31 protein-coding genes and 1 pseudogene are annotated in these 23143 nt (G+C 58.1%); 22 read left to right on the top strand and 10 right to left on the bottom strand.

What is annotated here, in order from left to right:
• A pseudogene (locus CKW07_RS21850) lies at positions 1-155 on the bottom strand (IS110 family transposase); the annotation flags it as partial.
• 367 nt (positions 156-522) lie between these two features.
• On the opposite strand from CKW07_RS21850, the gene CKW07_RS21845 reads away from it, so the two are divergent.
• Complete coding sequence (locus tag CKW07_RS21845; protein ID WP_095146998.1) at positions 523-1728, top strand: integrase family protein; 1206 nt, start codon at positions 523-525, stop codon at positions 1726-1728.
• 939 nt (positions 1729-2667) lie between these two features.
• Here CKW07_RS21845 and CKW07_RS21840 read toward each other — a convergent pair.
• From CKW07_RS21840 to CKW07_RS21815, 6 genes are all read right to left on the bottom strand, one after another.
• Positions 2668-2871, bottom strand: a complete 204-nt coding sequence (locus CKW07_RS21840; protein ID WP_095146997.1) for an AlpA family transcriptional regulator — start codon at positions 2869-2871, stop codon at positions 2668-2670.
• Positions 2872-2977: 106 nt separating this feature from the next.
• Positions 2978-5764 carry a toprim domain-containing protein gene (locus CKW07_RS21835; protein WP_095146996.1) on the bottom strand — a complete coding sequence of 929 codons (2787 nt, stop codon included), beginning with the start codon at positions 5762-5764 and terminating at the stop codon, positions 2978-2980.
• Positions 5765-5766: 2 nt separating this feature from the next.
• Positions 5767-6012, bottom strand: a complete 246-nt coding sequence (locus tag CKW07_RS21830) for a hypothetical protein (protein ID WP_033043962.1) — start codon at positions 6010-6012, stop codon at positions 5767-5769.
• 72 nt (positions 6013-6084) lie between these two features.
• Positions 6085-6450 carry a hypothetical protein gene (locus CKW07_RS21825; RefSeq protein WP_095146995.1) on the bottom strand — a complete coding sequence of 122 codons (366 nt, stop codon included), beginning with the start codon at positions 6448-6450 and terminating at the stop codon, positions 6085-6087.
• Positions 6447-6926: a YmfL family putative regulatory protein gene (locus CKW07_RS21820; protein WP_305883052.1), complete on the bottom strand. Its 480-nt coding sequence runs from the start codon at positions 6924-6926 to the stop codon at positions 6447-6449. The genes CKW07_RS21825 and CKW07_RS21820 overlap by 4 nt, the downstream gene beginning before the upstream one ends.
• A gap of 29 nt (positions 6927-6955) precedes the next feature.
• A complete protein-coding gene (locus tag CKW07_RS21815; protein ID WP_033043958.1) occupies positions 6956-7168 on the bottom strand; it encodes a DNA-binding protein in 213 nt (70 codons plus the stop codon).
• 84 nt (positions 7169-7252) lie between these two features.
• On the opposite strand from CKW07_RS21815, the gene CKW07_RS21810 reads away from it, so the two are divergent.
• Together CKW07_RS21810 and CKW07_RS21805 are read left to right on the top strand one after the other, a co-directional pair.
• A complete protein-coding gene (locus CKW07_RS21810) occupies positions 7253-7603 on the top strand; it encodes a helix-turn-helix domain-containing protein (RefSeq protein ID WP_033043957.1) in 351 nt (116 codons plus the stop codon).
• Between the two features lie 101 nt (positions 7604-7704).
• On the top strand, positions 7705-7890 hold the full coding sequence (locus CKW07_RS21805; protein WP_095146993.1) for a hypothetical protein: 186 nt from the start codon (positions 7705-7707) through the stop codon (positions 7888-7890).
• A 51-nt stretch (positions 7891-7941) separates the two neighbouring features.
• On the opposite strand, the gene CKW07_RS21800 is transcribed toward CKW07_RS21805, so the two are convergent.
• The 3 genes from CKW07_RS21800 to CKW07_RS21790 form a co-directional block, all read right to left on the bottom strand.
• Positions 7942-8199, bottom strand: a complete 258-nt coding sequence (locus CKW07_RS21800; protein WP_033043955.1) for an ogr/Delta-like zinc finger family protein — start codon at positions 8197-8199, stop codon at positions 7942-7944.
• A 65-nt stretch (positions 8200-8264) separates the two neighbouring features.
• Positions 8265-9128 carry a phage portal protein gene (locus tag CKW07_RS25800; protein WP_256577101.1) on the bottom strand — a complete coding sequence of 288 codons (864 nt, stop codon included), beginning with the start codon at positions 9126-9128 and terminating at the stop codon, positions 8265-8267.
• The gene (locus tag CKW07_RS21790) at positions 9055-11127 is read right to left on the bottom strand and encodes a terminase large subunit domain-containing protein (protein WP_095146991.1); all 2073 of its coding nucleotides are present in this window, start codon (positions 11125-11127) and stop codon (positions 9055-9057) included. The genes CKW07_RS25800 and CKW07_RS21790 overlap by 74 nt, the downstream gene beginning before the upstream one ends.
• 162 nt (positions 11128-11289) lie before the next feature.
• On the opposite strand from CKW07_RS21790, the gene CKW07_RS21785 reads away from it, so the two are divergent.
• The 19 genes from CKW07_RS21785 to CKW07_RS21700 all read left to right on the top strand — a co-directional run bounded on the left by CKW07_RS21785 (position 11290) and on the right by CKW07_RS21700 (position 23138).
• Positions 11290-12192, top strand: coding sequence for a GPO family capsid scaffolding protein (locus CKW07_RS21785; RefSeq protein ID WP_095146990.1), 903 nt, complete (start codon positions 11290-11292; stop codon positions 12190-12192).
• A gap of 1 nt (position 12193) precedes the next feature.
• On the top strand, positions 12194-13210 hold the full coding sequence (locus CKW07_RS21780) for a phage major capsid protein, P2 family (RefSeq protein WP_095146989.1): 1017 nt from the start codon (positions 12194-12196) through the stop codon (positions 13208-13210).
• Complete coding sequence (gene gpM, locus CKW07_RS21775) at positions 13210-13926, top strand: phage terminase small subunit (protein WP_095146988.1); 717 nt, start codon at positions 13210-13212, stop codon at positions 13924-13926. Before CKW07_RS21780 ends, gpM begins: the two co-directional genes overlap by 1 nt.
• A 99-nt stretch (positions 13927-14025) precedes the next feature.
• Positions 14026-14487 carry a head completion/stabilization protein gene (locus tag CKW07_RS21770; protein WP_095146987.1) on the top strand — a complete coding sequence of 154 codons (462 nt, stop codon included), beginning with the start codon at positions 14026-14028 and terminating at the stop codon, positions 14485-14487.
• Complete coding sequence (locus CKW07_RS21765; protein WP_095146986.1) at positions 14484-14936, top strand: phage tail protein; 453 nt, start codon at positions 14484-14486, stop codon at positions 14934-14936. The genes CKW07_RS21770 and CKW07_RS21765 overlap by 4 nt, the downstream gene beginning before the upstream one ends.
• Complete coding sequence (locus tag CKW07_RS21760; protein WP_095146985.1) at positions 14923-15606, top strand: phage virion morphogenesis protein; 684 nt, start codon at positions 14923-14925, stop codon at positions 15604-15606. Before CKW07_RS21765 ends, CKW07_RS21760 begins: the two co-directional genes overlap by 14 nt.
• 11 nt (positions 15607-15617) lie before the next feature.
• On the top strand, positions 15618-16733 hold the full coding sequence (locus CKW07_RS21755) for a DUF2586 domain-containing protein (RefSeq protein WP_095146984.1): 1116 nt from the start codon (positions 15618-15620) through the stop codon (positions 16731-16733).
• Positions 16734-16739: 6 nt separating this feature from the next.
• Entirely contained in the window at positions 16740-17189 is a 450-nt protein-coding gene (locus CKW07_RS21750) for a DUF2597 family protein (RefSeq protein ID WP_095146983.1), read from the top strand.
• Positions 17189-17401: a TraR/DksA family transcriptional regulator gene (locus CKW07_RS21745; protein WP_095146982.1), complete on the top strand. Its 213-nt coding sequence runs from the start codon at positions 17189-17191 to the stop codon at positions 17399-17401. The genes CKW07_RS21750 and CKW07_RS21745 overlap by 1 nt, the downstream gene beginning before the upstream one ends.
• Positions 17398-17802 carry a D-Ala-D-Ala carboxypeptidase family metallohydrolase gene (locus tag CKW07_RS21740; RefSeq protein WP_095146981.1) on the top strand — a complete coding sequence of 135 codons (405 nt, stop codon included), beginning with the start codon at positions 17398-17400 and terminating at the stop codon, positions 17800-17802. Before CKW07_RS21745 ends, CKW07_RS21740 begins: the two co-directional genes overlap by 4 nt.
• Positions 17803-18018, top strand: coding sequence for a hypothetical protein (locus CKW07_RS21735; RefSeq protein ID WP_095146980.1), 216 nt, complete (start codon positions 17803-17805; stop codon positions 18016-18018).
• Complete coding sequence (locus tag CKW07_RS21730; protein WP_095146979.1) at positions 18008-18370, top strand: DUF1353 domain-containing protein; 363 nt, start codon at positions 18008-18010, stop codon at positions 18368-18370. The genes CKW07_RS21735 and CKW07_RS21730 overlap by 11 nt, the downstream gene beginning before the upstream one ends.
• A gap of 1 nt (position 18371) precedes the next feature.
• Complete coding sequence (locus CKW07_RS21725) at positions 18372-18629, top strand: hypothetical protein (protein ID WP_033043940.1); 258 nt, start codon at positions 18372-18374, stop codon at positions 18627-18629.
• Positions 18626-18913, top strand: coding sequence for a putative phage tail assembly chaperone (locus CKW07_RS21720; RefSeq protein WP_033043938.1), 288 nt, complete (start codon positions 18626-18628; stop codon positions 18911-18913). The genes CKW07_RS21725 and CKW07_RS21720 overlap by 4 nt, the downstream gene beginning before the upstream one ends.
• A 20-nt stretch (positions 18914-18933) precedes the next feature.
• Positions 18934-19077, top strand: coding sequence for a hypothetical protein (locus tag CKW07_RS25795; RefSeq protein WP_371850667.1), 144 nt, complete (start codon positions 18934-18936; stop codon positions 19075-19077).
• Between the two features lie 6 nt (positions 19078-19083).
• Entirely contained in the window at positions 19084-21066 is a 1983-nt protein-coding gene (locus tag CKW07_RS21715; RefSeq protein ID WP_095146978.1) for a phage tail tape measure protein, read from the top strand.
• Entirely contained in the window at positions 21063-21380 is a 318-nt protein-coding gene (locus tag CKW07_RS21710; RefSeq protein ID WP_095146977.1) for a DUF2590 family protein, read from the top strand. The genes CKW07_RS21715 and CKW07_RS21710 overlap by 4 nt, the downstream gene beginning before the upstream one ends.
• Positions 21377-22552 (top strand): baseplate J/gp47 family protein, encoded by a 1176-nt coding sequence (locus CKW07_RS21705; protein WP_095146976.1) that lies wholly within the window; start codon positions 21377-21379, stop codon positions 22550-22552. Before CKW07_RS21710 ends, CKW07_RS21705 begins: the two co-directional genes overlap by 4 nt.
• The gene (locus tag CKW07_RS21700; protein WP_095146975.1) at positions 22545-23138 is read left to right on the top strand and encodes a phage tail protein; all 594 of its coding nucleotides are present in this window, start codon (positions 22545-22547) and stop codon (positions 23136-23138) included. Before CKW07_RS21705 ends, CKW07_RS21700 begins: the two co-directional genes overlap by 8 nt.
• Positions 23139-23143: the final 5 nt, after the last annotated feature.

The following is a 23143-nucleotide window of genomic DNA, read 5'->3' as shown; positions in this document are numbered from 1 at the left end:
ATCACTACGACGCAGCTCGGCAGGTTGCCGAAAAAATGCATCATCTGTGCTCGCGTGAGCTTCTTGTGAAACACCTCTCGGCCCGCAGTGTCTTGGCCGTGCAGGTGAAAACTGTGTTTACCGAGATCGATACCGATCAGCGCTGACTCACTCATGATGATGGCCTCCGAAAACAAAACACCCTGCGAAAGCGTAGCCCTCGCAGGGTGTGGGGGTGACCATCTCATTAAACCGGCCACGTGGACCGGTTTTTTGTATTCCTGCATCCCCCGTCAAAAGCACCTTGACGTGAGACAAAATTCGATTGGAGCGGGTGAAGGGAATCGAACCTTCGTTATCAGCTTGGGAATCTACAATTGGCGTAATGCCATCATTGTCCGGGGAATATCATTAACCCCCTTCGAGCCAGTAGAATCGTGCCTTTCAGCGTGGTGCTGCAGTCAGTGCTTGTTCACCTCGGACCACACTGGTTCTTGCGAACTGTCACCACGAACTGTCACCAAATACAAGGAAGAGACACCGATGCTCACGGATAAGCAGATACGGGCGCTGCAGCCCCGGGAAAAGCCCTACGTCATGTCGGACGGACGCAGTGCAAGGGGAGAGGGCGTATTGCTGCTCAAGATCCGCCCGAACGGAACAAAGGAATTCTATTTTCAACGCTTTGTTGGTGGAAAGAAGAAACTTTCGAAACTGGGAACATGGCCCGCATTGGGCTTGGCAGCGGCCAGAGACCAGTGCCGTGAAGAAAAAGAGCTGGTTATCTCGGCGGGTACCTTCCAGCAGCTGTTGGACAACTACATCGCCAAGCTGCGTGCAGAGAATGCCGCGTCGGTCGAGGATGTTAAGAGTTCATTTGAACGGTACGTGAGCAGGCCTTTTCCGCAGATGGTGCAACGCCCGGTCGCGATGATTGGGCCTGTCGAGGTCCGCACTATCATTGCGAGGATGATCGACAACGGCATTACCACCTATTGCAATCGCGTCAGATCGCAATTGCACGCTGCGTTTCAGCTGGGATTGGAGCAAGAGCACAACCCGCGCAATTATCTGCAGAACAAAATCCAGTTCGGATTACTGAGCAACCCGGTAGCCAGTATTCCTGTGCAGGCCGATTGGGAGCAACCAGGTAATCGGGCGTTATCCGTTGCTGAGCTTAAATCTCTCTGGAATTTGCTTCCTGAACAGCTATCGCTTGTGACGTCTGAGCTGATCAAGTTTCTTATCGCATCCGGTGGCCAACGTCCCCAACAATTGTTGGCCACCACGCGAAAGCAGTATTTCGACGATCACCTGGTTATTCGTAACCTCAAGGGTGTCGACGGTGAAAGGATCTTGCACGCGGTACCGTACAACCGACTGATGCGGCAGAGTCTGAAAACGTTGGATGAGGTCAGCGAAACAAGCATTTATCGGTTTATGGGAAAGATGGAAGACAAACCCCTACACACCCAGTCGTTGTCTAGGTCGGTGACAAAACTTTATAGCCGACATATGAAGCTGTTCGACGGGCCGTTCACCCTTCGAGATATTCGACGTACCTGTAAAACGCTGATGGGGGTTGCGGGCCTGGATAAGGAACTGCGGGACCGTATTCAAGGGCATGCTTTCAACGATGTGTCATCAAAGCACTACGATCGTTATGATTATTTCAAAGAAAAACAGCGTGGTATGCAACGGTGGTCGCTATGGCTACAGAAAAACATTGTAGATGTTGGTACTTTATAGATTCGTTTTAAGTGGGTTAAGTAGCAGATCGTTATAATTGGGAGCGAGTGTTATTTCGTTGAGTGATTGATTTAAATAGTGTCCAATTAGTTTACAGTTTTCTTTTCCGACAGAAGGTACGAATAAAATCGATGTCTGAGTTTTTAGTCTTTTTTTTCGTGCTATACCATTTCTATCGGTGTTTCCTTCAATATGTAGATCTAGGATATCTCAAGTGAAAATTATTGTCCGCTTGGCTTTGTTCTTTGGCTTGGTTATCTCGCAGCTCTCGCAAGCAGATTATCCAGTGTTAACATCAAAAAATAATCAATGTTTGGTTGAAATAAGAAAGTCACCATTTTATGGTAATGGAGATGCTAATTCTTATCCGGTAATAAGCACTGGGCCCGTGAGTGCCGGTCAGGTGTGGGATGGTCCTGAGGGTTCCAGAATATGCGTTCGACATGCAAGCGATTGCAAGAACTTACCGTCCAGCTTCTATTGTGTGGGCTCTACGGTGGGGATAAGTGAGGGACAGGCAGTGAATGGAGAGTTTTAATAATGTTTTTTTGAGGATGCATTTTAGGAGGTGAGTAATGAGAACTCTAGGATTGCTCGGTTTGATGGTTTTTTCGTGCTGGTCTGGTTTGGCAAGCGCAGACTATACCGATAAATGGTGTATTTCGGATGATCCTGGGAAATGCACTGTTAAACCTACTTATGGTTGCCCTCAAGATGGTGGGCCAGGCGCCGGCGATCTGGCAAAGCAAGTTTGCACGATCCATTCAACTAGCGGACAAAAAGTTTTGGACTTCAGATTAAAAACACTATCTTCCGATAGCGGAGGCAAGTGTGGTATTAGTGTCTATGAAGTGACTTGCATTGAAAAGTAGTAAGTCTGCAAGACTAAGTTTTCCACCGAAAGGTAAAAATATAATAAATAAATGACCAAAGGGCCGCTTACGCGGCCTCAGTGGCTTTCCATTGAATCGGGTTCTTCTGCCAAGCGATGATCGCAGATTCCCGCCATCCCACACGGCCAGGCGAGATCAAAACGGGCCTGGGGAATCGACCCTCCTTCATCGCACGCCAAATGGTGGAATGTGAAAGTGACGTCACCGCTATCACGTCCTTTTCCCGCATGAACCGGTCCAGCTTACTCATTTAATTTCTCCATTTTATAGCCACTGTTGCTTCTCTTTATGTCTGAGGGGCTCTACGTCAGGCCATTGCGGGTCGTAATCTGAATGGTCATTCGTGCGCTACTTGATCACGATTTGAAAATCCAGCATTTGACGGTGGGGCATCGGTTGATCATCGGATTCTTGGCTGCTTGCGCGGACCGCACTGCGCTGTCGACGGCCTTGTAGTCCAGGAATTTGTGGCTGCGGGATTCCTTGAGCAGGTCTTTCAACGTAGTGACGTCGGAGAGCTTCTGACGGTGTTCTGCAGCACGCTCGGCAAACTCGTTAAGATTGATGGCGATAACGTCCGGGTTCTTGCTGTGGTTCACCAGGGGCTCGTCGTAGATAGATTCCAAGTAGTCATAAACCTGCCAAAACTCGGCCACAGCACTATGGTCAGCGTTGGTCGTGCTCTGCCGCTCGAGCGCCATCTCGACGATCTGACGGCGCGTGGAGCTGACTTGTACTTCGGTCAGAGTGATGACCAGTCGGATGGCGTCCAGCAGAGCGAATAGCTGAGCGTGGTTCTTGATGATCCGCTCAACGCCGATATAGCCCCGCAAACCATTTCCGCACTTGCGGCACGAGCCTTCACCGCTGAACTGGGTGTCACAGGCAAAACAATGTGTGTGCAGCCGGCGCAACTTGGCTTCGTGTTCAGGAAAACGCTTGCTGAACAGGTCCATCACCTCTGCCTCTTTGCGCACTGCCTGCAGGAGGAAGTGGCTTAGCGTCTTCCCGTCCAGGGCATTGAGCTTGTCCGCTGCAGCGCGGCTTTCCGGGGTGACAGTTGGGCGTATGAAGTGCAGCTTCACAATGCGCGTCATGATCGCTTCGTGGGCCACCACTGCTGCGTTCTGACTGATTGCGATCGTTCCGCGAAACGGAGGTTCGTAGGTTTCGTTGCCGGCAGTCTTAACGCCCTTGGTCGCCAGCGTGCCGCCGCCGAAAAAGTCTTTCAGCTCGTCCCATTCGAAGGTTTTGGCGTGCGCCTTGTCTTCGCTATGGCGGTCGGCCTCGAGGAACACGACCGGCATACCGGACACTTGCCCCATCAAGCGCGACCGTCCGGCCTTGGTGGACTTCATCGGGTCGAACCCTTCGTAGCCTTCACGGCCGAGTAGTTTCCACAGCAGGTTGAGCAAGGTGGTCTTGCCGGCACCGGCTTCGCCGGTGGCTTCCAGGAATGGAAACGACTGGTAGCGTGCGCGGATCTGCTCGCAGAACAACGAACCGAAGAAGAACAGCCGCGCCGCCAATCCTTGGGTGCCAAAGCAGATCCAGAGCAGGCGCAACCACTCCTCGTCGTAGCCTTTCGAATCGCGCTGCAGCTGCACCGGCACGCCCTTCTGCAGGGTCTTGAGGCGCATTTTCCCGAACTCGAAATAGTCTTCGCTATTCACCGGATAAACGTTGCCATCCTTGATGGCCACGTCGCCGTAGATATAGCACTCGTATTCCTTGCTGTAGCCGACGTAGTCGATGGTAGAGACGGTTTTGATGCCATAGAGCTGGTCTTTCATGAGCTTGTCCAGTTGTTGGCCGCTGCCGGTGTACATGGCGCCAGCGGCCATCCCCAGCAATCGCTTTTTGAATTCGCTGGCGGCGGCAAGCTGGCCGCTGGTGAAGGTGTTCTTGACGCTGCCGGCGTCATGGGGGAAGTCCACGCGCAGGTAGTACCAGGACTCGTCGGTGACTTCGTTCCGCTGGAAGTACAAGGCTTGCGGGTAGCAGTTGGCGATCTCCACCACGCTGCCGGATTGCTGCAGCGCCTTTTCACGCATCTGCGCTTGGTTCAGCAGCTGCTCATCGTGATTTTCACTGTCCTCAAGATCCTGGACGGCCCGGTTGTACTTCTCCATGTCCAACTTGAACCAATAGAGACGGTTGCCGAAGCCCAGGTGGAATTCGCCGCGCTTGTTCCAGTCGTACATCAGCAACGCCTTCTCGGCGGCGCTTTCGGCTATTAGCAGCGCACCTTGGTGGCGGATCTGCTTAACGTCTGTAGCGACCTGAGCGGCCCGCTTCTCATCACCGTCAATAAAGGCCCAGCGCTGATGCAAGTCGTTCCAATCGACCTTGCGGCCGTCGCGCTGAGGGATCTGTGCTGCCTCACAGATGAAGCCCATCTCCCGCGCCTGACGGACCCAGCGACGGGTGTAGGTATGCGCACCAGGTTCGTTATCAAGAGCCCAGACGAGCTTCGGCAACTTGTCAGTTCGATCGCGCAGCAATGCTTTCAGTGATTCTTCAGGGAAGGCGTTCGAAGACATTGCCGACACGGCGGAAAGGCCGTTATGTACAAGTGCAATCGCGTCAAAGATGCCTTCAACAATCCAGATTTCTTTGACCTCGAGCAGGTCCACGCACGGCGGGCACCACCACACCCCACGGTAGGTTTCACCTGGTTTGAAGCGTGCTTTCATTTTGCCGAAGCGGGCAGGACGATCGATCAGGCGTTCCCAATATCCACCTTTCTCCAGGGCGAAACGCACCGTTGCGCTGCCTGCCTGATCATTGCTGGAGTAAAACGTTTCCTGAGTGAACCAACCACCGATCAGCGAAATATCGAAGCCGCGGGCGAACTCTAGGTAGGCCCGGGCGGTTGCTGTTGGAGCGCTTTCGGTGGACGGAGCGCGCTTGCTCCAATCTTCAAACAGATCGTCGTAGAGCTCCTTAACGTGCAGTGTGTGGCCGCACTTTTCCTGACGACCACAAATCAGCTGCCACGGGCTATCGAAACGTGTGTACAGCTCTTTCTTGTTGCACTTTGGGCAGACGCCACCACGCATGTAATTCGTGGGGATGCGGTGCTTCAGGCCAAAGTCCGATTCGATGCGCTGCAGAACGTCATGACGCAGATCTTCTCTCATGGTTATTTCACTGCTTTGAGGCTGAGGCCAAGGCTTTGAGTGAGGGCACCGATCAGGTGTTTTTGAGCGGCCATCACCGGGCTATTGGCGAGAATCGATCCGTGACGTAGGCCATCAGGAATCAACCGATATTCGTCTGCGTACCAAAGGTCATTGAGGCTGAGACGGTATTGCTCGCGCAGGTTGGCCAAGAGCGCCTGGGCCTGACCTGGTGTCAGTTTTGCGTTGATGTTCATGGCGTTTTCCATCGTCAAACCTCAATTTCGGACGCAGCTCACCCAAACCCACGGCAGTGGGACAGGCGATTTAGTGGGTGGGTGTTACGGTGCGGCTACGCGGAAACGACCGTTATCCGGCGCGTTGAGAATGCGTTCATAGATCAGACTGACCGGAACGGCCCAGGCTTTGCCTGTGGCGGGGTCAATGATGACGGTGTGTGTCGACGAACTGCTGCCGACGTCGAGTCGCTGCCGATCGCGTATCGCTGACATATCGCTGCAGGCTAGATGCACGGCCTTCTCTGCTGTGGTCGTCAGGATGTCGAAATCCGTGATGAGGTACTGCACTGTGCGGTCGAACAATTGTTGGTCGTCGCCCAGGTGTTCGCATTGGTGACGCTCTAGGAACAACAGCGCAGCAGCTTTGAGCACGTCCTGGTATTCCTGTACTGCAGGCAGATCGTTCATTGAGCAGCCCCTGATTTGTTGCGGTACAGGTCGATAGCTGCAAGCACTTCTGCGTGACGTGCAGCCATGTGTAGGTTGTGAGCATTGAGTATGTGTTCTGCTTCGATTTCGGAAATGCAGCCATCCGCTAAAGCCTTCGCGATCTCTTGGTCAACACATCCCCGCTTGGCCGCAACGTTCACCGAAAGGGTGTACATCTCGACGTTGTCCAGGTTCTCCGGATCTGCAACCGGAACGAACAAACCCCCATACATTGCTGCAACGTAGTTGGGAAAATGCTGGGTGCCAGCCTCCTGCTCCAGTTGGTAGAGCTGGGCGTCTGAGAGCGGGCGACTGTTGTTATTTTCGTACGCATGGTTGTCGAATTTTTTCAGTGCCAAACCGATGCGCGCAGCGGCGCATTCTCGGCCACCTGGGTAACTGCAGATAATGGCGCTGACTACTTCCCGACGAGTCTTTAGAACTGAACTTTTCATGTTCTGCTTTTCCCTGTGGCTCAGTGCCATTACTGTTCGATCACGCCGTCTTTGATACCTAGCAAAACAGCGGCGCGATGTGCCTCCCCACGGCGACAACGGCTCTGGCCACTCAGCACCGCGTATACGGTGCTGGGATTCAGATTGTGCTGTTCAGCAAAGTCCTTTGCGGATTGACCGCGCTTATCCAAGGCCTCACGCGCTTGTTGTCGGGCTTGCTCGGTGATGCTTGAGTTGGGCATAGTGCAGTTCCGTGCATTTTCATGTGGTGTGAGATGCAGAATGATGCACTTCGATGCATTTGTAAATATCAGAGATGAATAATTTTGCACCTTTCCGAAGAGATAGGCTCCCGACTGCAAGAAGAACGTAAGCGTTGCGCTTTGACGCAGAACGAGATCGCAGAAGCGCTTGGAATAGCCAAACGGACGCAGGCCAATTACGAAGCAGGAACCAGTGACGCGACTGCGTCTTACCTGAGTAAAGTCGCGAGCCAGTTCGGTTTTGACGTTCCCTACATCCTCAATGGTTTGCGCTCTACGTTGGCTGTGGATGCTCTCAGCGACATTGAAGACCAGCTGGTAAAGCAATACAGAAGCATCGCTCCAGGGGACCAAGAGGCGATTCGTCGATTCCTTAAAGCCATGGCCGACGATGCTGCCCGTCAATCGAAGTGACTTGTTACAACGCGTGTACGACATTCGTCGCCCCCTTGTACTTAAGCCAGTTCCAGCCCCGTCAACGTCGGTTCAGCAATGCACTTTATGGAGTAGTACGCATGTTGGATCGCAAGAAGAACGACCTTGGCAATATCGGAACCACCGAGTTCGAATGGACAAACCTGACCAAAATTGAACGTCGCCTCATTCGGCTGTACCGCATGCTGAATGAGAAGGAACAGGTTCATCTCCGTCGTATGTCCGAGGTCCTGGCGACCCATCCGGAAGAGCCGGTTGGTAGCTGATAGCCGTTTCATACAACCGATCGCCGACTTAATGAGTCGGCGGTTTGCGCCTCACGCCACTGCCTGTGAACCAAGCTGCTCGAACAGCTCTCGCTGTTTCGCCCTGGGCATATCCCTCAAACGATCAATCAACATCCTTTCGAATGACTGAGCTGAAGGGCTCAGCGTGTGTGAAAACGTCAGCTCTGCGACCCATGTGTGCCCGCACTTTGCATCCAGGCACTGGCAGTAGAGCTTCACGAAATCTACGGAAAATTTCTCTCTCGAAGAGATCCGGCCTTTGTGTCCGCACTTGCATTCAACTCGCATTGTGTCCCTCCCCAGGGCATCCAATCGCCACTATATTGCCACAATATGTAGTGGCAATCTCTCAGCTATGCGCTGGATGTAGTGGAATCAACTGCATCTTCCGGTTTTCTCCAGGTGAATCGCCTATCTTCTCGAAGCGTGTCATTCAGCTGATTGAATAGCTGACAGATCGGCCGGATCTCGTTGCTGGTGTAAACGCGATCGATCTTTTCGATGTCGCCAAACCCAGCGCTGTTTTCCGGGATGATCCCGGCCAATGCCGGGTTCATGCGCCAGGCGGCGATCACGTCGTTGCGCGTGATGTTCTTCACCTTCTCCAGCTCGTCCTTCGCCTGGAAGTCGCCGACCGGGATGATCTGAATCGCTTTCTCAGCGCCGCCCGGGATGTTCACGAACATCGACCGGAAGTTACCCACACCCTTGCTGGCGCTGATCTGATCGCGCAGGGAGTCTTCGTCTTCCTCCGTCAGGTTGGGGTCGTTCGTGTAGAAGATGTAGCCCGCGTGCGCGCCGTTGCTGTAGTAGCGGCGTCGGAAGAGGGTGGCGGCTTCGTTCAACAACAGCGCCTGCATACCGCCCAGGTAATCGGGTACGCCGTAGATGTTCTGTTCCACGTCGTAGTTCATGACGTGCTCGACTTCGTGCTCTTCGAACTCCACTTGTTTGCCGTCCGGCAACAGCATCACAAACCCGCCCCCAACCCTGACCCGCATGTTGATCGTTGGCAGGTGGTCCAGGTGCAGCACCTGGCCAAAGGCGTTTCGATTGCGCAAAAAGTACGCTTCACCGAACACCATGAAGTCCAACCCGGCACGGCTCATGGTTTGAACCGAACAGCCTTCAGAGGCAATGAATTCACGCAGCAGCAGGTTGCGCTTGAACCCGGGAATGGCGCCGTGGTGAGCGTTGGCGCGCAGCAACTTGGCCAGGCCTTGGCGCGATACCGGTGGTGTGTAGGTCTTGCCGTCGTGGGTGGCGAACACGCCCAGGTAATGCCCGATGTTCTCGGTCAGAACCTGTTCCGGCGCACCGAATGAAAACGCCCGCATCGGACCTGGTGCTGGTTTTTGCGGCTGGTTTTTTACTGGTTTGCCCATGGGTGCTTGGTCCGCTGAGTGTGTAGCGGCTGCGCCGCTGTTTGTTGGTGTTGAGGGGTTCATGGGCCAGGGCATGCATGATCGCCCAGGCAATGTCGGCATGGCCGGAGGCGTCGGTGCGTGATGCGCTGTACGTGACCTGGCCACCGCCGGTGGTTCCGCGTCTGATCGTCAGGAACGCCTGAGCGATGTCATTCCAGCCCGCATCCCACTCGATCCGGCTGCCCTGAATCGTGTCCTGCGCCTTGAGCACCAGGGTGTTTTTGGTTTCGAGGCTGTAGTGGATTGAGGTCGCACGCGGGTAGAAGTCGCGCACCAGGTCGAACACGCCGTAACCGATGCCGGTGGTATCGATGCCGATGTGCTGCACGTTGAAGCGTTCGGTGAGCTTCTTGACCTGGTCGGCCTGGAACTTGAACGACTGCCCACGCCAGCTGTGTTTCTCCAGGATCCGGAACTTGCCGCCGTCCTCCAGCGGCGGTGCGATGACCACGCAGCTGGCATCGTCGCGGGTCCGACTCGGGTCATAGCCAATCCACACTGGGCTGTTGCCGAATGGACGGGGATCGTCGGGGTCGTAATCGGTCCACAAGGACAGGTCGGAATAGCAGCGCTCCAGGTCGTCCAGGGAAAAGGCGCTCTGCGTGCTGTCGATGAACTTGCACATGAACAGCTGCTGAAACTTGTCCTCGTCGTACTCCAGCTGCAGCTGCTCGAGGTCGAACAGATCGCAACCGCCGGCGATGGCGTCGAGGATGGTGATGACCTTGCGCCATTGCCCGTCCGGACACAACGTGCCAGCCGCGGCTTGGGCTTCGCTGGGCCATGGGTCCTTGGCGTTTTTGCGCTTGCTGTTGCGGAACTTTTCACCGGTCCAGAACGGGTAAGCCTGGTGCGACACCGCGCTGGGCGTGGAGAAGTAGGTCTTACGCCACTTCTTGTGGGTGGCCATGGCACTGGCAACGGTGTTCAGTTTCTCGAAGTCGCGAATCCAGAAGTACTCGTCGACGTAGACGTGCCCGTGGTGACCTTGGGCGGTGCTGCTGTTGGTGCTGAGAAAACGTAGCTCGGCCCACGGTTTGCCGTCTTTGCTGAGCACTATCGGGTTGCCGGTCAGCTCCAGGCCGAACCATTCCTGCGCAAACGACACGATGTAGCTGCGGAAAATCTCGGACTGGGCGCGGCTGGCTGACAGGAAGATCTGGTTGTCACCGGTCAGCACCGCGTCCATGAAGGCTTCGCCGGCGAAGTAGTACGTCAGGCCCACCTGGCGGCTTTTGAGAATGTTCCGGATCCGGCTCGTCAGCGGATTCTGTTTGGCGGCAAACAGCTCCTTCTGATAGCCGTACATTTTGCTGATGAACTTGTCGAGAAAGTCGACTTCCGTCAGCTCGCCGACCTCGTTTTTGGCTTTCTTCTCGCGCTTCTTCCCGCCCTTGTCGCCGCGATCGCCGCGATCGCCACGATCACGACGCTCGTTACGCTGTGGCTCACGGCGCTGTCCATCGTCCGGCGGCGGATCGCCGATCGGCGCCGGCGCCGGTTTCGCGGACTGCTTCAAGAGCCGATCGCGAATGGTGGTCAACCGGTCGAGCTCGTCCAACTCGCCCTTGGTCAATGACGTGGCTTTATCCAGTAGCAGGGTGATTCGTCGGCCGACGGCGGTCAGCGGTTCTTCATCCGACAACATGTCGTCCCACTCACCCTGGCGGATCCAGTAGTAAACGATTCGGATGTTGGGCAGGGATAACTGCGCCTGAATTTCACGCGGCTTGCAGCGGCGTAAATAGAGGCGTTTGGCGGCTTCTTTAAGTTCGGGGGCGTATGGCATGTCCGCAGTCTATGCGGCGAAAACGCTAGAAACGTGGGGGTAAAATCCGCATTAGACCTAAAAGCGCGAAATAGGACCAAAGCAAAAGTGAACCGTTTGTTTGGTGGTCCGACGGTGCATATCGTGGCGACTCAAATCAACGATTGAGCGCAGTTATCGCCCATGCCCCGTTCCCTTGTTTCGTTCTGGAAACGAGTCGCCACCAGCGGCCCGACCGTAGATGGCCGCGAGATCCTTCCCCAGGAACTGCGTGATATCGCTGATACCTACAAAGCTGCCACTTACACGGCGGTGATCTGGTGCGAACACGAACGCTGGTACGGGTCCCACGGCACCGTATTCGCCGTGCGCCTGGTCGAAGAGGCCGAGGATCTGGCCCCAGGTCAAGTCGCCTTAGAAGCGCAGTTGAAGCCCAACGACAAACTGCTTTGGCTCAACGACCAGGGCGAAAAGCTGTTTACCAGCATCGAGATCACACCCAACTTCGCGAACACCGGGAAAGCCTACCTGACAGGCCTGGCTGTGACCGACGAACCGGCCAGCCTCGGCACTCAGGAACTCTACTTTTCGAAGAGGACCAGTAAGGCCGCGTACTACGCCGCCTCTATGGAACTTGGCCCATTCCGCGAACCCGAGACCCAAGGCGAAATCAGCAAGATCGCTGCCATGTTTGCGGGTCTGTTCAAGCGCTTCGGCCTCGAAGAAACCCCCGCATCCCCGCAAACCCCCACCGAGAGCAAACCCCCAATGGATGAAGCTACAGCCAAAGCGCTGAAGGCACTGCTGGAGCAGCTGTTGCTTGTTGCTGCCGGCATTCAGGCCGTGATCGAACCCGTCACTGATGAAGTTACGGACCCTGTGGTTGACCAGGTCGATGACGTTGAAGTCGCTGTAAAGGACATCGTCGATCAGGTCGAAGCCGATCGCGAGTTCGCAAAAAACGGCGACACCGACAAGCGCCTGGCCAACATCGAGAAGCTGTTGAGCAAGGCGTTCAACACCGTCAGCACTCGTCAGGTACCGCGCGTCACCGGTCCTGCCGACACCAAAAAGCGGGTGCTGTGATATGAGCCAACAATCTCTATCCAACCGCGCCCTGAAGCAATACGCAGCCCTGCGTGAGGCCATCGCCGAGACCTACAGCGTCGACGTGACTCGCCAGTTCAACGTCGAGCCGACCATTGCCCAGGAGCTGAACGACAAGATCACCGAACGCGCCGACTTCCTGGAGCGCATCAACGTCATTCCGGTGACCGAGATCAAGGGTGAAAAGGTCATGATCGGTGTGAGCGGTCCCGTGACCAGCCGCACCAACACCAAAACCACCGACCGTGAAGCCAAGGACGTTTCCGACCTGAACGGTCTGCCTTACGAGCTGTTCCACACCGAGTCGGACGTGGGCCTGCCGTTCGCCAAGATCGACAGCTGGGCCAAGTTCCCCGACTTCGCCGATCGCTACTCGGCAGCGGTACAGAAGCAGATTGCCCTCGATCGCATCATGATCGGTTGGCATGGCGTCACAGCTGCAGCCCAGACGAACCTGACCACCAGCCCGATGCTGCAGGACGTCAACAAAGGCTGGCTGCAACTGGCCCGCGAGCAGATTCCTGAACAGGTTCTGCTGGAAGGCGCGGTCGACGGCAAGATCACCCTGGGCGCTAGTGGCGATTACGAAAACCTCGACGCCCTGGTGCATGACGTCAAACAGATGATCAGCTCGGTGTTCCGCGATGGCGGTGACCTGATTGCCATCGTTGGCAGCGATCTGTTGGCCAGCGACAAGGCCAAGCTGTATTCCAACCAAGCCGGCAAACCGACCGAAAAGGAGCGCATCGAAAGCGCCCAGGTCATTGCGACCTACGGCGGTCTGCCGACCTTCACCGTGCCGCACTTCCCGGTCAATGCCGTGGTCGTCACCAGCTGGGACAATCTATCGATCTACTTCCAGGACAGCAGCTGGCGTCGTCACCTGATCGAGAACCCGAAGCGCTCCCGCGTCGAGGATTACAACGGCCGCAACGAAGGCTACGTGATCGAGCAGCTGGAGAAATTCGCGGCTGCTGAAAACGTGGAGCTGATCTGATGAGCCTGGCACTGGCGCACAAACGCCGCGTTCAAGCCGAAGGCCCGGCCGCTGCTGCGCGTGCCGGGGCCGAAACGGCGGTGTATTCCGCTGCTACCGCGCTGTCCAGCCCAGCCAACGCCAAAAAGCACCTGAAGCTGATGGAAGACGCATTGGCTCAAGACCTGGAGCGCATTGGCGCGATCAACAGTCGCGAACTGCGCCAGCAACTCAAGCGTGACGAGTTGCTGCCCAAGTACCTGGACTATGTGCAGCGCTACCGCGATTCCGGATTGAGTTTCCCGAACTCGGTAGTAATGCAAGTCCTGGTTTGGCTCTTCGACACCGAGCAATTCGAAGCAGGTCTGGACTTGGCGACCTTCGCGATGGGGCAAGACCAGCAGCTGCCTGAGCGCTTCAGACGTGACATCCCTACCTTCGTCGCTGATGCGGTGATCGACTGGGCTGAGGCTGAGTACAAAGCCAAACGCAGCCCAGAACCTTACCTCTCCAACCTGCTGCCTTTGGTGGACGGCGAATGGAAGCTCTTTGAGCGCATTCCTGCTCGCTATCACAAGCAAGTGGGGATTCTGGCCCTGGACCAGCGCGAGTTTGCGAAAGCCATCACCCACTTTGAACGTGCGGAAGCTCTGTACGAGGGCATCGGTGTTGGTACCCGCCTGGAAGGTGCTCGCAAGGCCCTGGCAAAAGAACTGGCTGAGAAAGCCGCCGAATAACCGACTACCCCCCCCGGCGAGAAACTGTGGATGTGAGCCAACCATTTATGGCCCTGACCCACTGAAACAGTTTTCCCGCCCCTATTTGAGTGCCCAGCAATGAGCTTTTCCGGGAAACCCACCACCTTTGTGGATCAGGCGATCGAGAACGACGGCTTCTGGCCGAACCTCTCCCTGGCCGAATTCCAGAAGGGCTACCGCCTGCCGGCGGAGTACCTGGTAGACATGCTGGCCACTGATCTGACCACGGCGATGATCGAGGTCAATCGAGATCTGGCCAAGCTCAAAGGTCAATGGCAGAACGCGGGCGCGTCCTCCGTGGAATCTGCTGACCCTACGGTGCTGCCGGAGCGCACATTTCAAGCAGCGACGTACAAGCGCGCCGTGTATTGCCGCGCCAAGGCCAGCTTGCTGACTCAGTTCGCCACCGTGACCCGCCGTGAAAGCGCGGAGAACACCGGCAAAGAACTGCCCGAGCGTGGCGAAACCTTCCTGGAGTTCAGCCAGCAGGCCGTTCGCTCGCTGCAGGGCCGTGGCCGCATCACGGCGGTACTCCTGTGATCAAACTCAAAGCCCTCACGACATACCTGATCGAGCGCGAACTGGTGTTGCCGGAACAGCTCGACAGTTGGGCCGACCAGGTACACCTGGAGCTGATCTGGAAACCCGACATTGACGGCATGCGCATGGGTGATATGCGCTACAGCGCGACGATCGCCCTCGAGCGTTTCGCCGATCATCCGGGGCGTCTTATGGCACTGGTGGGTAGCTGGCTGGAAGCCAATGACCAGGAGCGTTATCGCGACGAACTGTCGGCGCCGAAGTTCGACATCACCATGCTCGACAACGACCTGGCCGACGTGGACATCACCCTGGAGTTCAACGAACCGCAGTATTTGGCCGAGGATCCCGACGGCGAAATCAAGGCCTTCGGCAATACCTGGGCATTTGTCCCGTTTGATCTGTGGATTGCCGAACACGGCGAGGTATCAAGCCTTGGCCGGTCGTAGCACCTTCGAGCTCGACGCCCGGGGCTATCTGGGCGTGCGCGAGCAGCTGGCGCTGCTCAGCCTGCCGCCACAGCTGCGCCGACGCCTGCTGAACAACGTTACCAAGCGCGTGCGGACCATGAGCCGCAAGCGTGTGCGCGATCAGCAGAACCTCGACGGCACCCCGTTTGAAGCGCGCAAAGGCACTGGCAAGGGCAAAAAGAAGATGGAAGCGGGGCTGGCCAAGCTGATGTTGGTCACCCGCGTGAGTCCCGATGAGGCCGAGCTGGGTTGGCGTAATGCCCTGACCAGCTGGGTCGCGGCGCAGCAGCACAACGGCGTCAGCGAGCGCCGCACCGCCGCCCAGATGAAGCGCTGGAACAACGTTCCCGCTGGACTGGCAGCCACGGAAAAGCAGGCCAAGCGCCTGCGCCGGCTGGGCTTCAAGGTTCGCCAGGAGGGCAAGAAATCCCTGTCCCGGCCATCGGTGGCCTGGATTCAGGAGCATGTGAACTACGCCAAGGCCGGACTGCTGATCCGCATCCTGGACGACGAAAAAGCTGAAAGCAGCGGCGCGCAAAGCTGGGAGATCACCTTGCCCAAGCGCCAGTTCATCGGCGTCAGCACCGAACGAGACACCGGCTTGCTGCTGAACCAGGTGCTCCAACAAATCCTTAATTCTCCCCGCTAGCGAGGCACTGCATGGCACTCGGCAAAGTCAGCGTAAACAATCTCAATCTGGGCCAGGGTGCCGTGACTGAGATCGAACGCTATTTCCTATTCATCGGCGTCGGTGCGAAGAGCGTCGGCCAGCTGATTCCCTTGAACACCGACAGCGACCTGGACAGCGCCCTGGGCATTCCTGCCAGTGACCTGAAAACCCAGATCACTGCCGCCAAACTGAACGGCGGCGATCGCTGGGCCTGCCTGGCTGCGCCGATCGCGGCCGACGGTGATTGGTCCGACGCACTGGAGTACGCGCAGCAGCAGGGTTTTTCGGTGGAGGCGGTGGTGATCACCAAGCCGGTGACCACTGCAGCTCAGCTGTCGGCGATGCACGACGCGGCCATTGCACTGAACAACGTCTACGGCCGCCGGGCTTTTGTGATGGCTGCGAGCGCGGGCATCACCGTGCTGCAGACGTGGGACCAATACCTGATTGCGCAGCGGGCCATCACCGCAAGCGTGGCCGCTCCGCGTGTTCTGGTCGTACCGCAATTGCACGGCAATGACCTGGGCGTGTTGGCGGGTCGTTTGGCCAACGCGGCGGTGAGCATTGCCGACAGCCCCATGCGTGTGGCGTCCGGCGCCGTGCTGGGCTTGGGCGCGATTCCTGCCGACGTTGACGGCGTGCCGCTGCCATCGGCGATCCGTTCCGAACTGGATAAGGCGCGGTTCTCTGTATCGCAGACCTATCCCGATTACCCGGGCGTGTTCTGGGGCGACGGCAACATGCTCGATGCGCCGGCGAGCGACTTCCAGGTGGTTGAGTACCTGCGCCTGGCTGACAAGGCCGCTCGCCAAGTGCGCCCGCTGCTGATCCGCCGCGTGGCCGATCGCCGACTGAACAACACCCCCAACAGCATGGCCGCCGCCATTAGTGCGCTGATGAAGCCCCTGCGCCAGATGGCCAAGTCCGTCACGTTCGCCGGCCAGGTGTTCCCTGGTGAGATCGAGGCGCCCAAGGACGGCGACATCGTCCTGGTGTGGCTCAGCAAAACCAAGGTCGAGGTTTACATCAAGATCCGGCCGCTCAACTGCCCGAAAGACCTGACGGCCAACATCGCCCTCGACCTTTCCAACGACGATTCGGAGTAACCCCTTATGTCACGTATTGGCGGCAAGAACTTCGACGTGAACCTGGGCGATCTACTGGTCCACGTCGAAAGCTGCACCCTGGATATCACGGACAACACTGCCGTGGCGCAAAGCCGGGGCGTACCCGACGGCCACGTCGATGGCGACGTGGCGGCCAGCGGGGAAATGGAGTTCGACACCAGCAACTTCAATTTGCTGATCGAAGCTGCACGCGCTGCCGGCAGTTTCCGCGAGCTTGAGCCATTCGACTCAGTGTTCTTCGCCAAGGCCGGCGAGGAGGAACTGCGCGTTGAGGCCTTCGGTTGCAAATTGAAGGTCTCCAGCCTGCTCAGCATCGACCCGCAAGGCGGCGAGAAGTCCAAGCACAAGGTGCCGTTTGACGTCACCAGCCCGGACTTCATTCGCATCAACGGCGTGCCTTATCTGGCTGCCGCCGAGATCGAGGGCCTGCGCTGATGGTCTGCCCGTTCGATCGTGCCCAGGCGCTGGAACAACGCCAGCGTGAACAGGCGATTAACGCCCAACTCGCCAAGGCACGTGCGAGCGGGCCGAGCCGCAGCCATTGCCTGGACTGTGACGAGCCGATCCCGGAGAAGCGCCAGGCGCTGGGTGGCATCACTCGTTGCACGCCATGCCAATCCCTTTTCGAGCAAGGAAAACGCCGATGAAAGTCATCAGTTGGCCCTACACCTGGCCGCACTTCGCCGCGGCTGAATTGCGCTGCAAATGTGGCAAGTGCAACAGCACCGGCGCTGAGATGGATCCGGCGTTCATGGCCGAGCTGGTGACCCTGCGTCAGCAGTTTGGCCGGCCCATGGCGCTGAGCAGCGCTTACCGCTGCCCGAAACACCCGGTGGAGGTGAACAAGCCTGCACCAGGTGAGCACTGCACCGGTCTGGCGGTAGATGTGCGCTGCCGTGGTGAAGACGCGGTGGAGATTCTGCGTCTGGCCATGAACCTGAAGTTCACCCGTTTCGGCATCAGCCAGCGCGGCAACTCTCGTTTCCTGCACCTGGGCATGGCGCCGGCCGGTGGGCGATTCCCAAGTCCTGCGATCTGGAGCTACTGAATGACACGCCTGTTGATGATTGCCGTGTTCACCGTCGTCGCCCTGGTCGGCTGCGCCTTCAGCGACACCCACGCGGTGGTGGCGCGCAGCGCTTCCACGTTGGTGGCGTTGTATTGCAAGGCGCCGGAGGCCGGGCGTGTGCTGCTGCGCACGCAGATTGCCAGTGATACGGCCCCGAACACGATCCGCGTGGAGTGCGCCGCCGATGGCCTTTAGGAGCGAGCTGGTCGTCAAGGCCGTGAAGGGCACCAAGCAATGGCAGCTGATCAGGCCGCTGTTCTACCTGACGGCCAGCAACAAGCTGGTGACGGTGCCCAAGTGCTACCGCACCGACCTGGCCAGCGTGCCCCGGCCGGTCTGGTGGTTGATCCCGCGTGACGACGAGTGCGCTCGGCGCCCATCGGTGGTGCACGACTTCATTTACACCCATGGCACCTGGACCTTCACCAAGGCCGAGGCAGACCAGATCTTTTATGACGCCTTGCTCGAGGAGGGCATGCCCAAGCCTCTGGCCTGGCTGATGTACGCCGCCGTCCGGATTGGCGGGCGTGGCAACTGGAGCGCGTGAAATGGAGCTTTCAGCCATGGCCGTGAGCGTACTGCTGATGCTGACCGAACTGGTTCTGACCGGTGTGGTGGGCTTTCAGATGTACCTCTTCAAACAGATCAGCGCGGCCCGTCGTGAGCACCTGGAGTTTCGCATCGAGGTCGCTGAGCGATACGTGCGGGCCGAGCACATCGACAAGGCCATGGAAAAGCTGGAAGACCGGCTGGAACAACGCCTGCAGCACCTTTTTAACCAACCCCCACAACGGAAAAGAACATGAGCGAAAAACGCGATATCACCCTGGAAGTCGGCGCCCAAGAATTCACCTTCACCCTGACGCCCCAGGACGTGACCAAGTACTTCAACGCCGTGACCGCCAACAACAAGGTGGCGCCATCCCACAACTTGCTGAGCAACACCGTCGTGGCCGAGCAGCGCGCCGATCTGCGCACGTTGTTGGCCAACCCGGTGATGACCATGCAGATCGCCGGTGCCCTGCTCGAGGAGTACGCGCCGGACGTTGAGATCATCGTAAAAAAGCACTCGACCACGCTGAGCGCCTGAGCGAGGACGGACTAGGTCAGCTGCTGGCCTTGTCCAGTCGCTGGCTACCTGGTCAGGAGCCCACACCCGAAGTAATGGGCACGGCCAAGTGGCTGGAAGACGAACACTGGAAACGCATGGAAATCGCCGTGGCTAACGGCATCGCCCATGCTCTGAACGGATAAAAACACATGGCTGACCGCGCCGCCCGCCTGGCCTTCATCTTGAGCCTGACCGACAAGGTCACCGCGCCCCTGGGCAAGGTGAAAATGGGTTTTTCCGACCTTGCTGAGCAGGGCGAAAAGAACATCAAGACGATGGGCTTGGGCTTGGGCGGCTTGGTGGGTGCTGGCGTAGCGATCACCCAGTCATTGGCACCCGCCCTGGAGATGAACCGCGCCCTGGGCGAGGTCAGATCGCTGGGCGTGGCCGAAGACGCGCTGACCGCGCTCAATCAAAAGGCGCTGGAGTTCTCTGTCGACTACGCCGCCAATGCCCGGGATTTTGTGGCATCGGCGTCGACGATCGATGGCGCCATCAAAGGATTGACCGCCAGCCAGCTGACCTCGATCACCAACACCAGCAACGTGCTGGCCAAGGCGACCAAGGCCGACGCAGAAACCACCAGCGCCTACGTGGGCACCATGTACAACCTGTTCAAGGGTCAGGCGGACGCCTTCGGCAAAACCGAATGGATCGAGAAGCTGGGCGGGCAGACTGCGCTGGCGGTGAAGCTGTTCCGCACCGATGGCGCGCAGTTGAAGGATGCCTTCAAGGAAGTCGGCTCCATCGCGACCACAGCGGGTGTGGACCTGGCCGAGCAGTTCGCGGTGATTGGCTCGCTGAGCAGCACCATGGAAGGCGGCGATGCCGGCGGCATCTACAAATCGTTTTTCGAGAACATCGGCAGCGCCTCGGAAAAGCTGGGGATGAAGTTTGTCGACCAGAACGGCAAGTTGCTGCCGATGCTCGACATCCTTGGCAAGTTGGAAGGCAAGTTCGGTGATCTAAACAGTGCCAACGCGGGCGCCAAGCTGATCGATGCCTTTGGCGGCGAAGGTGCGCGCGTGATCACGGCACTGGCCAAGGACACCGATCGCCTGCGCATCGGTATGGACCAGTTGGGCAAGATTCGCGGCCTGGAGAGTGCCGAGCAGATGGCCAAGGCCATGGTCGATCCTTGGGCGCAATGGACGTCCCTGGTGGAAAGCATGCGCGCTTTGTTTGGCCAGCTGCTGATCCCGGTCCTGGCGCCGTTCATGGAAAAGATGGTGGCGATCGGCAAGGCGCTGATGCGCTGGGTCACCCTGTTTCCCAACATCACCCGGGTGATCGGTATCACCGCACTGACCATCTTCGGCATCATCGCCGCTATGTCCCTACTGACCCTGGCGGTGGGCATGTCGAAGATGGTTTGGCTGGGGATGTTGACGGTCTGGAAGCTGTTGAACTGGACCGGCTACCGCAGCATCGCCATGTTCCTGTTCCACACCGTCATGACGATCGCCTTCGTCGCCGGCCTGGTGCTGCTGTACACCTGGATGGGCCTGGTCAAGGTCGGGATGGTGGCGTGGCAGGCAGCGATCTGGCTGGTCAACGGCGCGCTGCTGGCCAACCCGGTGCTGTTGATCGTTGTGGGCATCGTTGCCCTAGTCGCGGCGGTGGTCGCCGCCATCTACTACTGGGACGAATGGACCGCCGCCCTGATGAACAGCGCCGCCTTCCAGTGGGTCAGCGATCAGTTCAAGGCCCTTTCCGACTGGTTCAGCTCCATGGGCGGCTGGTCCGCCATGGCCAAAGGCGCCTGGGACAGCATCGTCGGCGTCTTCTACAAGGCCATCAACAGCCTGATCGAGATGATCAACAGCATCCCGGGCGTGAACATCGAAGCGCGCTTTGGCGGCATGCCTGAAGTACCAGGAGTCGACGCGGCAGTCAGTGCGGCCAACACCGCCGGCGCTGGGCAGAAAGCTCAGGAGAGCATCAATGGGGCCATTCCAAGCCTTTCCCCCACGCGCCCGACGGCCGTGCCCCCGGGCGGGTTGCTGACCAGCATTCAGAACACCAAAAACCAGACAAAGACCACTCCTGTAGAGAACGTGAACATCTACACCAGCAAGCCAATGACCCCGCTTGAGCTGGAAAACATGGTCGCGATGGGAGTAGGCGGATGAGCCTCTACATCGATCTGCTGATCACCAATAACGACCTGACCCTGGATCCGTCGAACCAGCCCCTGCTGGTGGACGATCGGGCCAGCATCGCCCAGGACATCGGCCACATGATCCGCGAAAGCGGGCTGCTGGTGACGATGGTGGCCGAGCGCGATCGCTTCCGCCAAGCCGACTGCATCCAGCAGCTGGAGCTGCTGGTCGAGACCGACGTGCGCCTGGTACCGGGCACCGTCCGCATCCTTGGTGAAGGGACAGGGAAGTACCTGGTGACGGCGAAAACCGTTGAATTTGGATCTGTCGAGGTAGTGCTGTGAGTGACGTGGACTTCAAACAGGCGTTGAGCGACGCCGGCATTCCGACCACCGAGGCCAAGCTGCGCGCCGCCTGGGAACTCGAAGTGATCGCCCAGGGCAGCAAGTTGAGCAACACCAGCGCCTGGTCGCCATTCTGGCGGGTGATCACCGCCCTGGTGACCAAGCCAGTGATGTGGCTGATCGAATTCATTGCCGGCACCGTGCTGCCGAACTTCTTCGTGAAGACAGCGACCGGCGCCTGGCTGGACATGTTGGCTTGGGCGGTCAACGTCACCCGCAAGCCAGCGACAAAGGCCGAGGGGTTGTTGCTGTTCACCCGCAGCGCGCTGGCTGGCTTGCTGGAAGTGCCGGCCGGTACCCGAGTTCAATCGATCGCCATCAACGGCAACGTCTACGAACTGTTGACGGTGGCAGCGGCAACCTTTGCCGATGGCGAATCGCAGATCCGCGTGCTGGCCCAAGCAAAATACGCCGGCAGCGGCTTCAACCTTGCACCAGGTTACTTTTCCATCCTTCCGGAACCGGTGCCCGGGGTTGTCCAGGTGGTGAATGCTGACGGCTGGTTGAGCCAACCAGGTGCTGACACCGAGCCTGATGATGAGCTGCGCCTGCGCGTGCGCAACCAATTCTCCGCGGTCAACCAATGGCACACCGACGCGGTGTATCGCGCCATGATCGCCGCGTTCCCAGGTGTGCAGCCCGACGGCGTTTATTTTGAACACAACGCGCCCCGGGGCCCCGGCAGCGCCAATGCCTTTGTGCTGTTCGAAGCGGACTCGCCGGCGGATACCTATCTGGCTGAAATCAACAACTCCATTCGCGACCAGGGCAACCATGGCCACGGCGACGACCTGCTGGTGCTGGAAATGCCGGCCACGTTGCACACCGTGAATTTGACGGTCTGGCCGAAAGCCGAAGTCGGTGCCGAGCGCTGGCCGAAGCTGAAATCTGACATCGAGCTGTTTATCCGCGCCGCGTTTCGCGAGAGCACTGCGAGCGACTATCAGCCAACGCTGACCCATCCGCAGTCCCGTTTTTCCTTCAGCCGCCTGGGTGAGGAATTGCATCAGCAGTTCCCGGGGATCGACTCCCTGGACTTCGACAACGACGACATCATTTCTGAGCTGACCATCCCGCGCCTGTCCGGGGTTGAGGTTGTGCTGAATGCTTAAGTTGAGCCTGCCTTTTTGGCTGGACGGGCCGGAGCTGGCCAAGCTTAAAGCCGCCGCGCAGTCCTGGTGGGGCAAGGTTGAGAGCTGGGTGAACTGGCCGTTGCTGCAGCTGGACGCCGAGACCTGCCACCTGAGCGTGCTCGATCTGCTGGCTTGGCAGCGCGACATCCAGCGTTTTCATGGCGAGCCGGAAGGGTTGTATCGCCGACGGGTGAAGTACGCCTTTATCAATGCCGTCGACGCCGGCAGCACCTCCGGCATGGTGCGCATCTTCGAACGCCTGGGCGTGGGTTATGTGGAGATCCAGGAGCGCCTGCCGGATCTGGATTGGGACGTGGTCCTGCTGCACCTGTCCGACACGCAACTGAGCGAGAACCCGGTGCTGCTGCGCGTCCTGATGCAGCAATACGGGCGCACTTGCCGGCGTTACGACTTCGTCACGATCACCCCGGTGAAGCTGAACATCGGCGTGGCCGACTTCAACGACGACCAGCAGACCCTGATTGCCAGGCTCGATGACAGCGCAAGCCGCCTGGTCGTGATCAACGAGCTCGCCATTCTCACCTTTCTGACCGATTCATTTTAGGAGCC

The organism is Pseudomonas sp. Irchel s3b6 (assembly GCF_900187415.1).
Lineage (GTDB): Bacteria > Pseudomonadota > Gammaproteobacteria > Pseudomonadales > Pseudomonadaceae > Aquipseudomonas.
Note: the sequence above shows the minus strand (reverse complement) of the source record. Positions and strands in the feature narration are given on the sequence as shown.

Excerpts from the sequence above, each read along its gene's own strand:
- CKW07_RS21845 (WP_095146998.1), top strand. The coding sequence starts at position 523 with ATGCTCACGGATAAGCAGATACGGGCGCTGCAGCCCCGGGAAAAGCCC.
- CKW07_RS21840 (WP_095146997.1), bottom strand. The coding sequence starts at position 2,871 with ATGAGTAAGCTGGACCGGTTCATGCGGGAAAAGGACGTGATAGCGGTG.
- CKW07_RS21835 (WP_095146996.1), bottom strand. The coding sequence starts at position 5,764 with ATGAGAGAAGATCTGCGTCATGACGTTCTGCAGCGCATCGAATCGGAC.
- CKW07_RS21830 (WP_033043962.1), bottom strand. The coding sequence starts at position 6,012 with ATGGAAAACGCCATGAACATCAACGCAAAACTGACACCAGGTCAGGCC.
- CKW07_RS21825 (WP_095146995.1), bottom strand. The coding sequence starts at position 6,450 with ATGAACGATCTGCCTGCAGTACAGGAATACCAGGACGTGCTCAAAGCT.
- CKW07_RS21820 (WP_305883052.1), bottom strand. The coding sequence starts at position 6,926 with ATGAAAAGTTCAGTTCTAAAGACTCGTCGGGAAGTAGTCAGCGCCATT.
- CKW07_RS21815 (WP_033043958.1), bottom strand. The coding sequence starts at position 7,168 with ATGCCCAACTCAAGCATCACCGAGCAAGCCCGACAACAAGCGCGTGAG.
- CKW07_RS21805 (WP_095146993.1), top strand. The coding sequence starts at position 7,705 with ATGTTGGATCGCAAGAAGAACGACCTTGGCAATATCGGAACCACCGAG.
- CKW07_RS21800 (WP_033043955.1), bottom strand. The coding sequence starts at position 8,199 with ATGCGAGTTGAATGCAAGTGCGGACACAAAGGCCGGATCTCTTCGAGA.
- CKW07_RS21790 (WP_095146991.1), bottom strand. The coding sequence starts at position 11,127 with ATGCCATACGCCCCCGAACTTAAAGAAGCCGCCAAACGCCTCTATTTA.
- CKW07_RS21785 (WP_095146990.1), top strand. The coding sequence starts at position 11,290 with ATGCCCCGTTCCCTTGTTTCGTTCTGGAAACGAGTCGCCACCAGCGGC.
- CKW07_RS21780 (WP_095146989.1), top strand. The coding sequence starts at position 12,194 with ATGAGCCAACAATCTCTATCCAACCGCGCCCTGAAGCAATACGCAGCC.
- gpM (WP_095146988.1), top strand. The coding sequence starts at position 13,210 with ATGAGCCTGGCACTGGCGCACAAACGCCGCGTTCAAGCCGAAGGCCCG.
- CKW07_RS21770 (WP_095146987.1), top strand. The coding sequence starts at position 14,026 with ATGAGCTTTTCCGGGAAACCCACCACCTTTGTGGATCAGGCGATCGAG.
- CKW07_RS21755 (WP_095146984.1), top strand. The coding sequence starts at position 15,618 with ATGGCACTCGGCAAAGTCAGCGTAAACAATCTCAATCTGGGCCAGGGT.
- CKW07_RS21750 (WP_095146983.1), top strand. The coding sequence starts at position 16,740 with ATGTCACGTATTGGCGGCAAGAACTTCGACGTGAACCTGGGCGATCTA.
- CKW07_RS21745 (WP_095146982.1), top strand. The coding sequence starts at position 17,189 with ATGGTCTGCCCGTTCGATCGTGCCCAGGCGCTGGAACAACGCCAGCGT.
- CKW07_RS21740 (WP_095146981.1), top strand. The coding sequence starts at position 17,398 with ATGAAAGTCATCAGTTGGCCCTACACCTGGCCGCACTTCGCCGCGGCT.
- CKW07_RS21735 (WP_095146980.1), top strand. The coding sequence starts at position 17,803 with ATGACACGCCTGTTGATGATTGCCGTGTTCACCGTCGTCGCCCTGGTC.
- CKW07_RS21730 (WP_095146979.1), top strand. The coding sequence starts at position 18,008 with ATGGCCTTTAGGAGCGAGCTGGTCGTCAAGGCCGTGAAGGGCACCAAG.
- CKW07_RS21725 (WP_033043940.1), top strand. The coding sequence starts at position 18,372 with ATGGAGCTTTCAGCCATGGCCGTGAGCGTACTGCTGATGCTGACCGAA.
- CKW07_RS21720 (WP_033043938.1), top strand. The coding sequence starts at position 18,626 with ATGAGCGAAAAACGCGATATCACCCTGGAAGTCGGCGCCCAAGAATTC.
- CKW07_RS21715 (WP_095146978.1), top strand. The coding sequence starts at position 19,084 with ATGGCTGACCGCGCCGCCCGCCTGGCCTTCATCTTGAGCCTGACCGAC.
- CKW07_RS21710 (WP_095146977.1), top strand. The coding sequence starts at position 21,063 with ATGAGCCTCTACATCGATCTGCTGATCACCAATAACGACCTGACCCTG.
- CKW07_RS21700 (WP_095146975.1), top strand. The coding sequence starts at position 22,545 with ATGCTTAAGTTGAGCCTGCCTTTTTGGCTGGACGGGCCGGAGCTGGCC.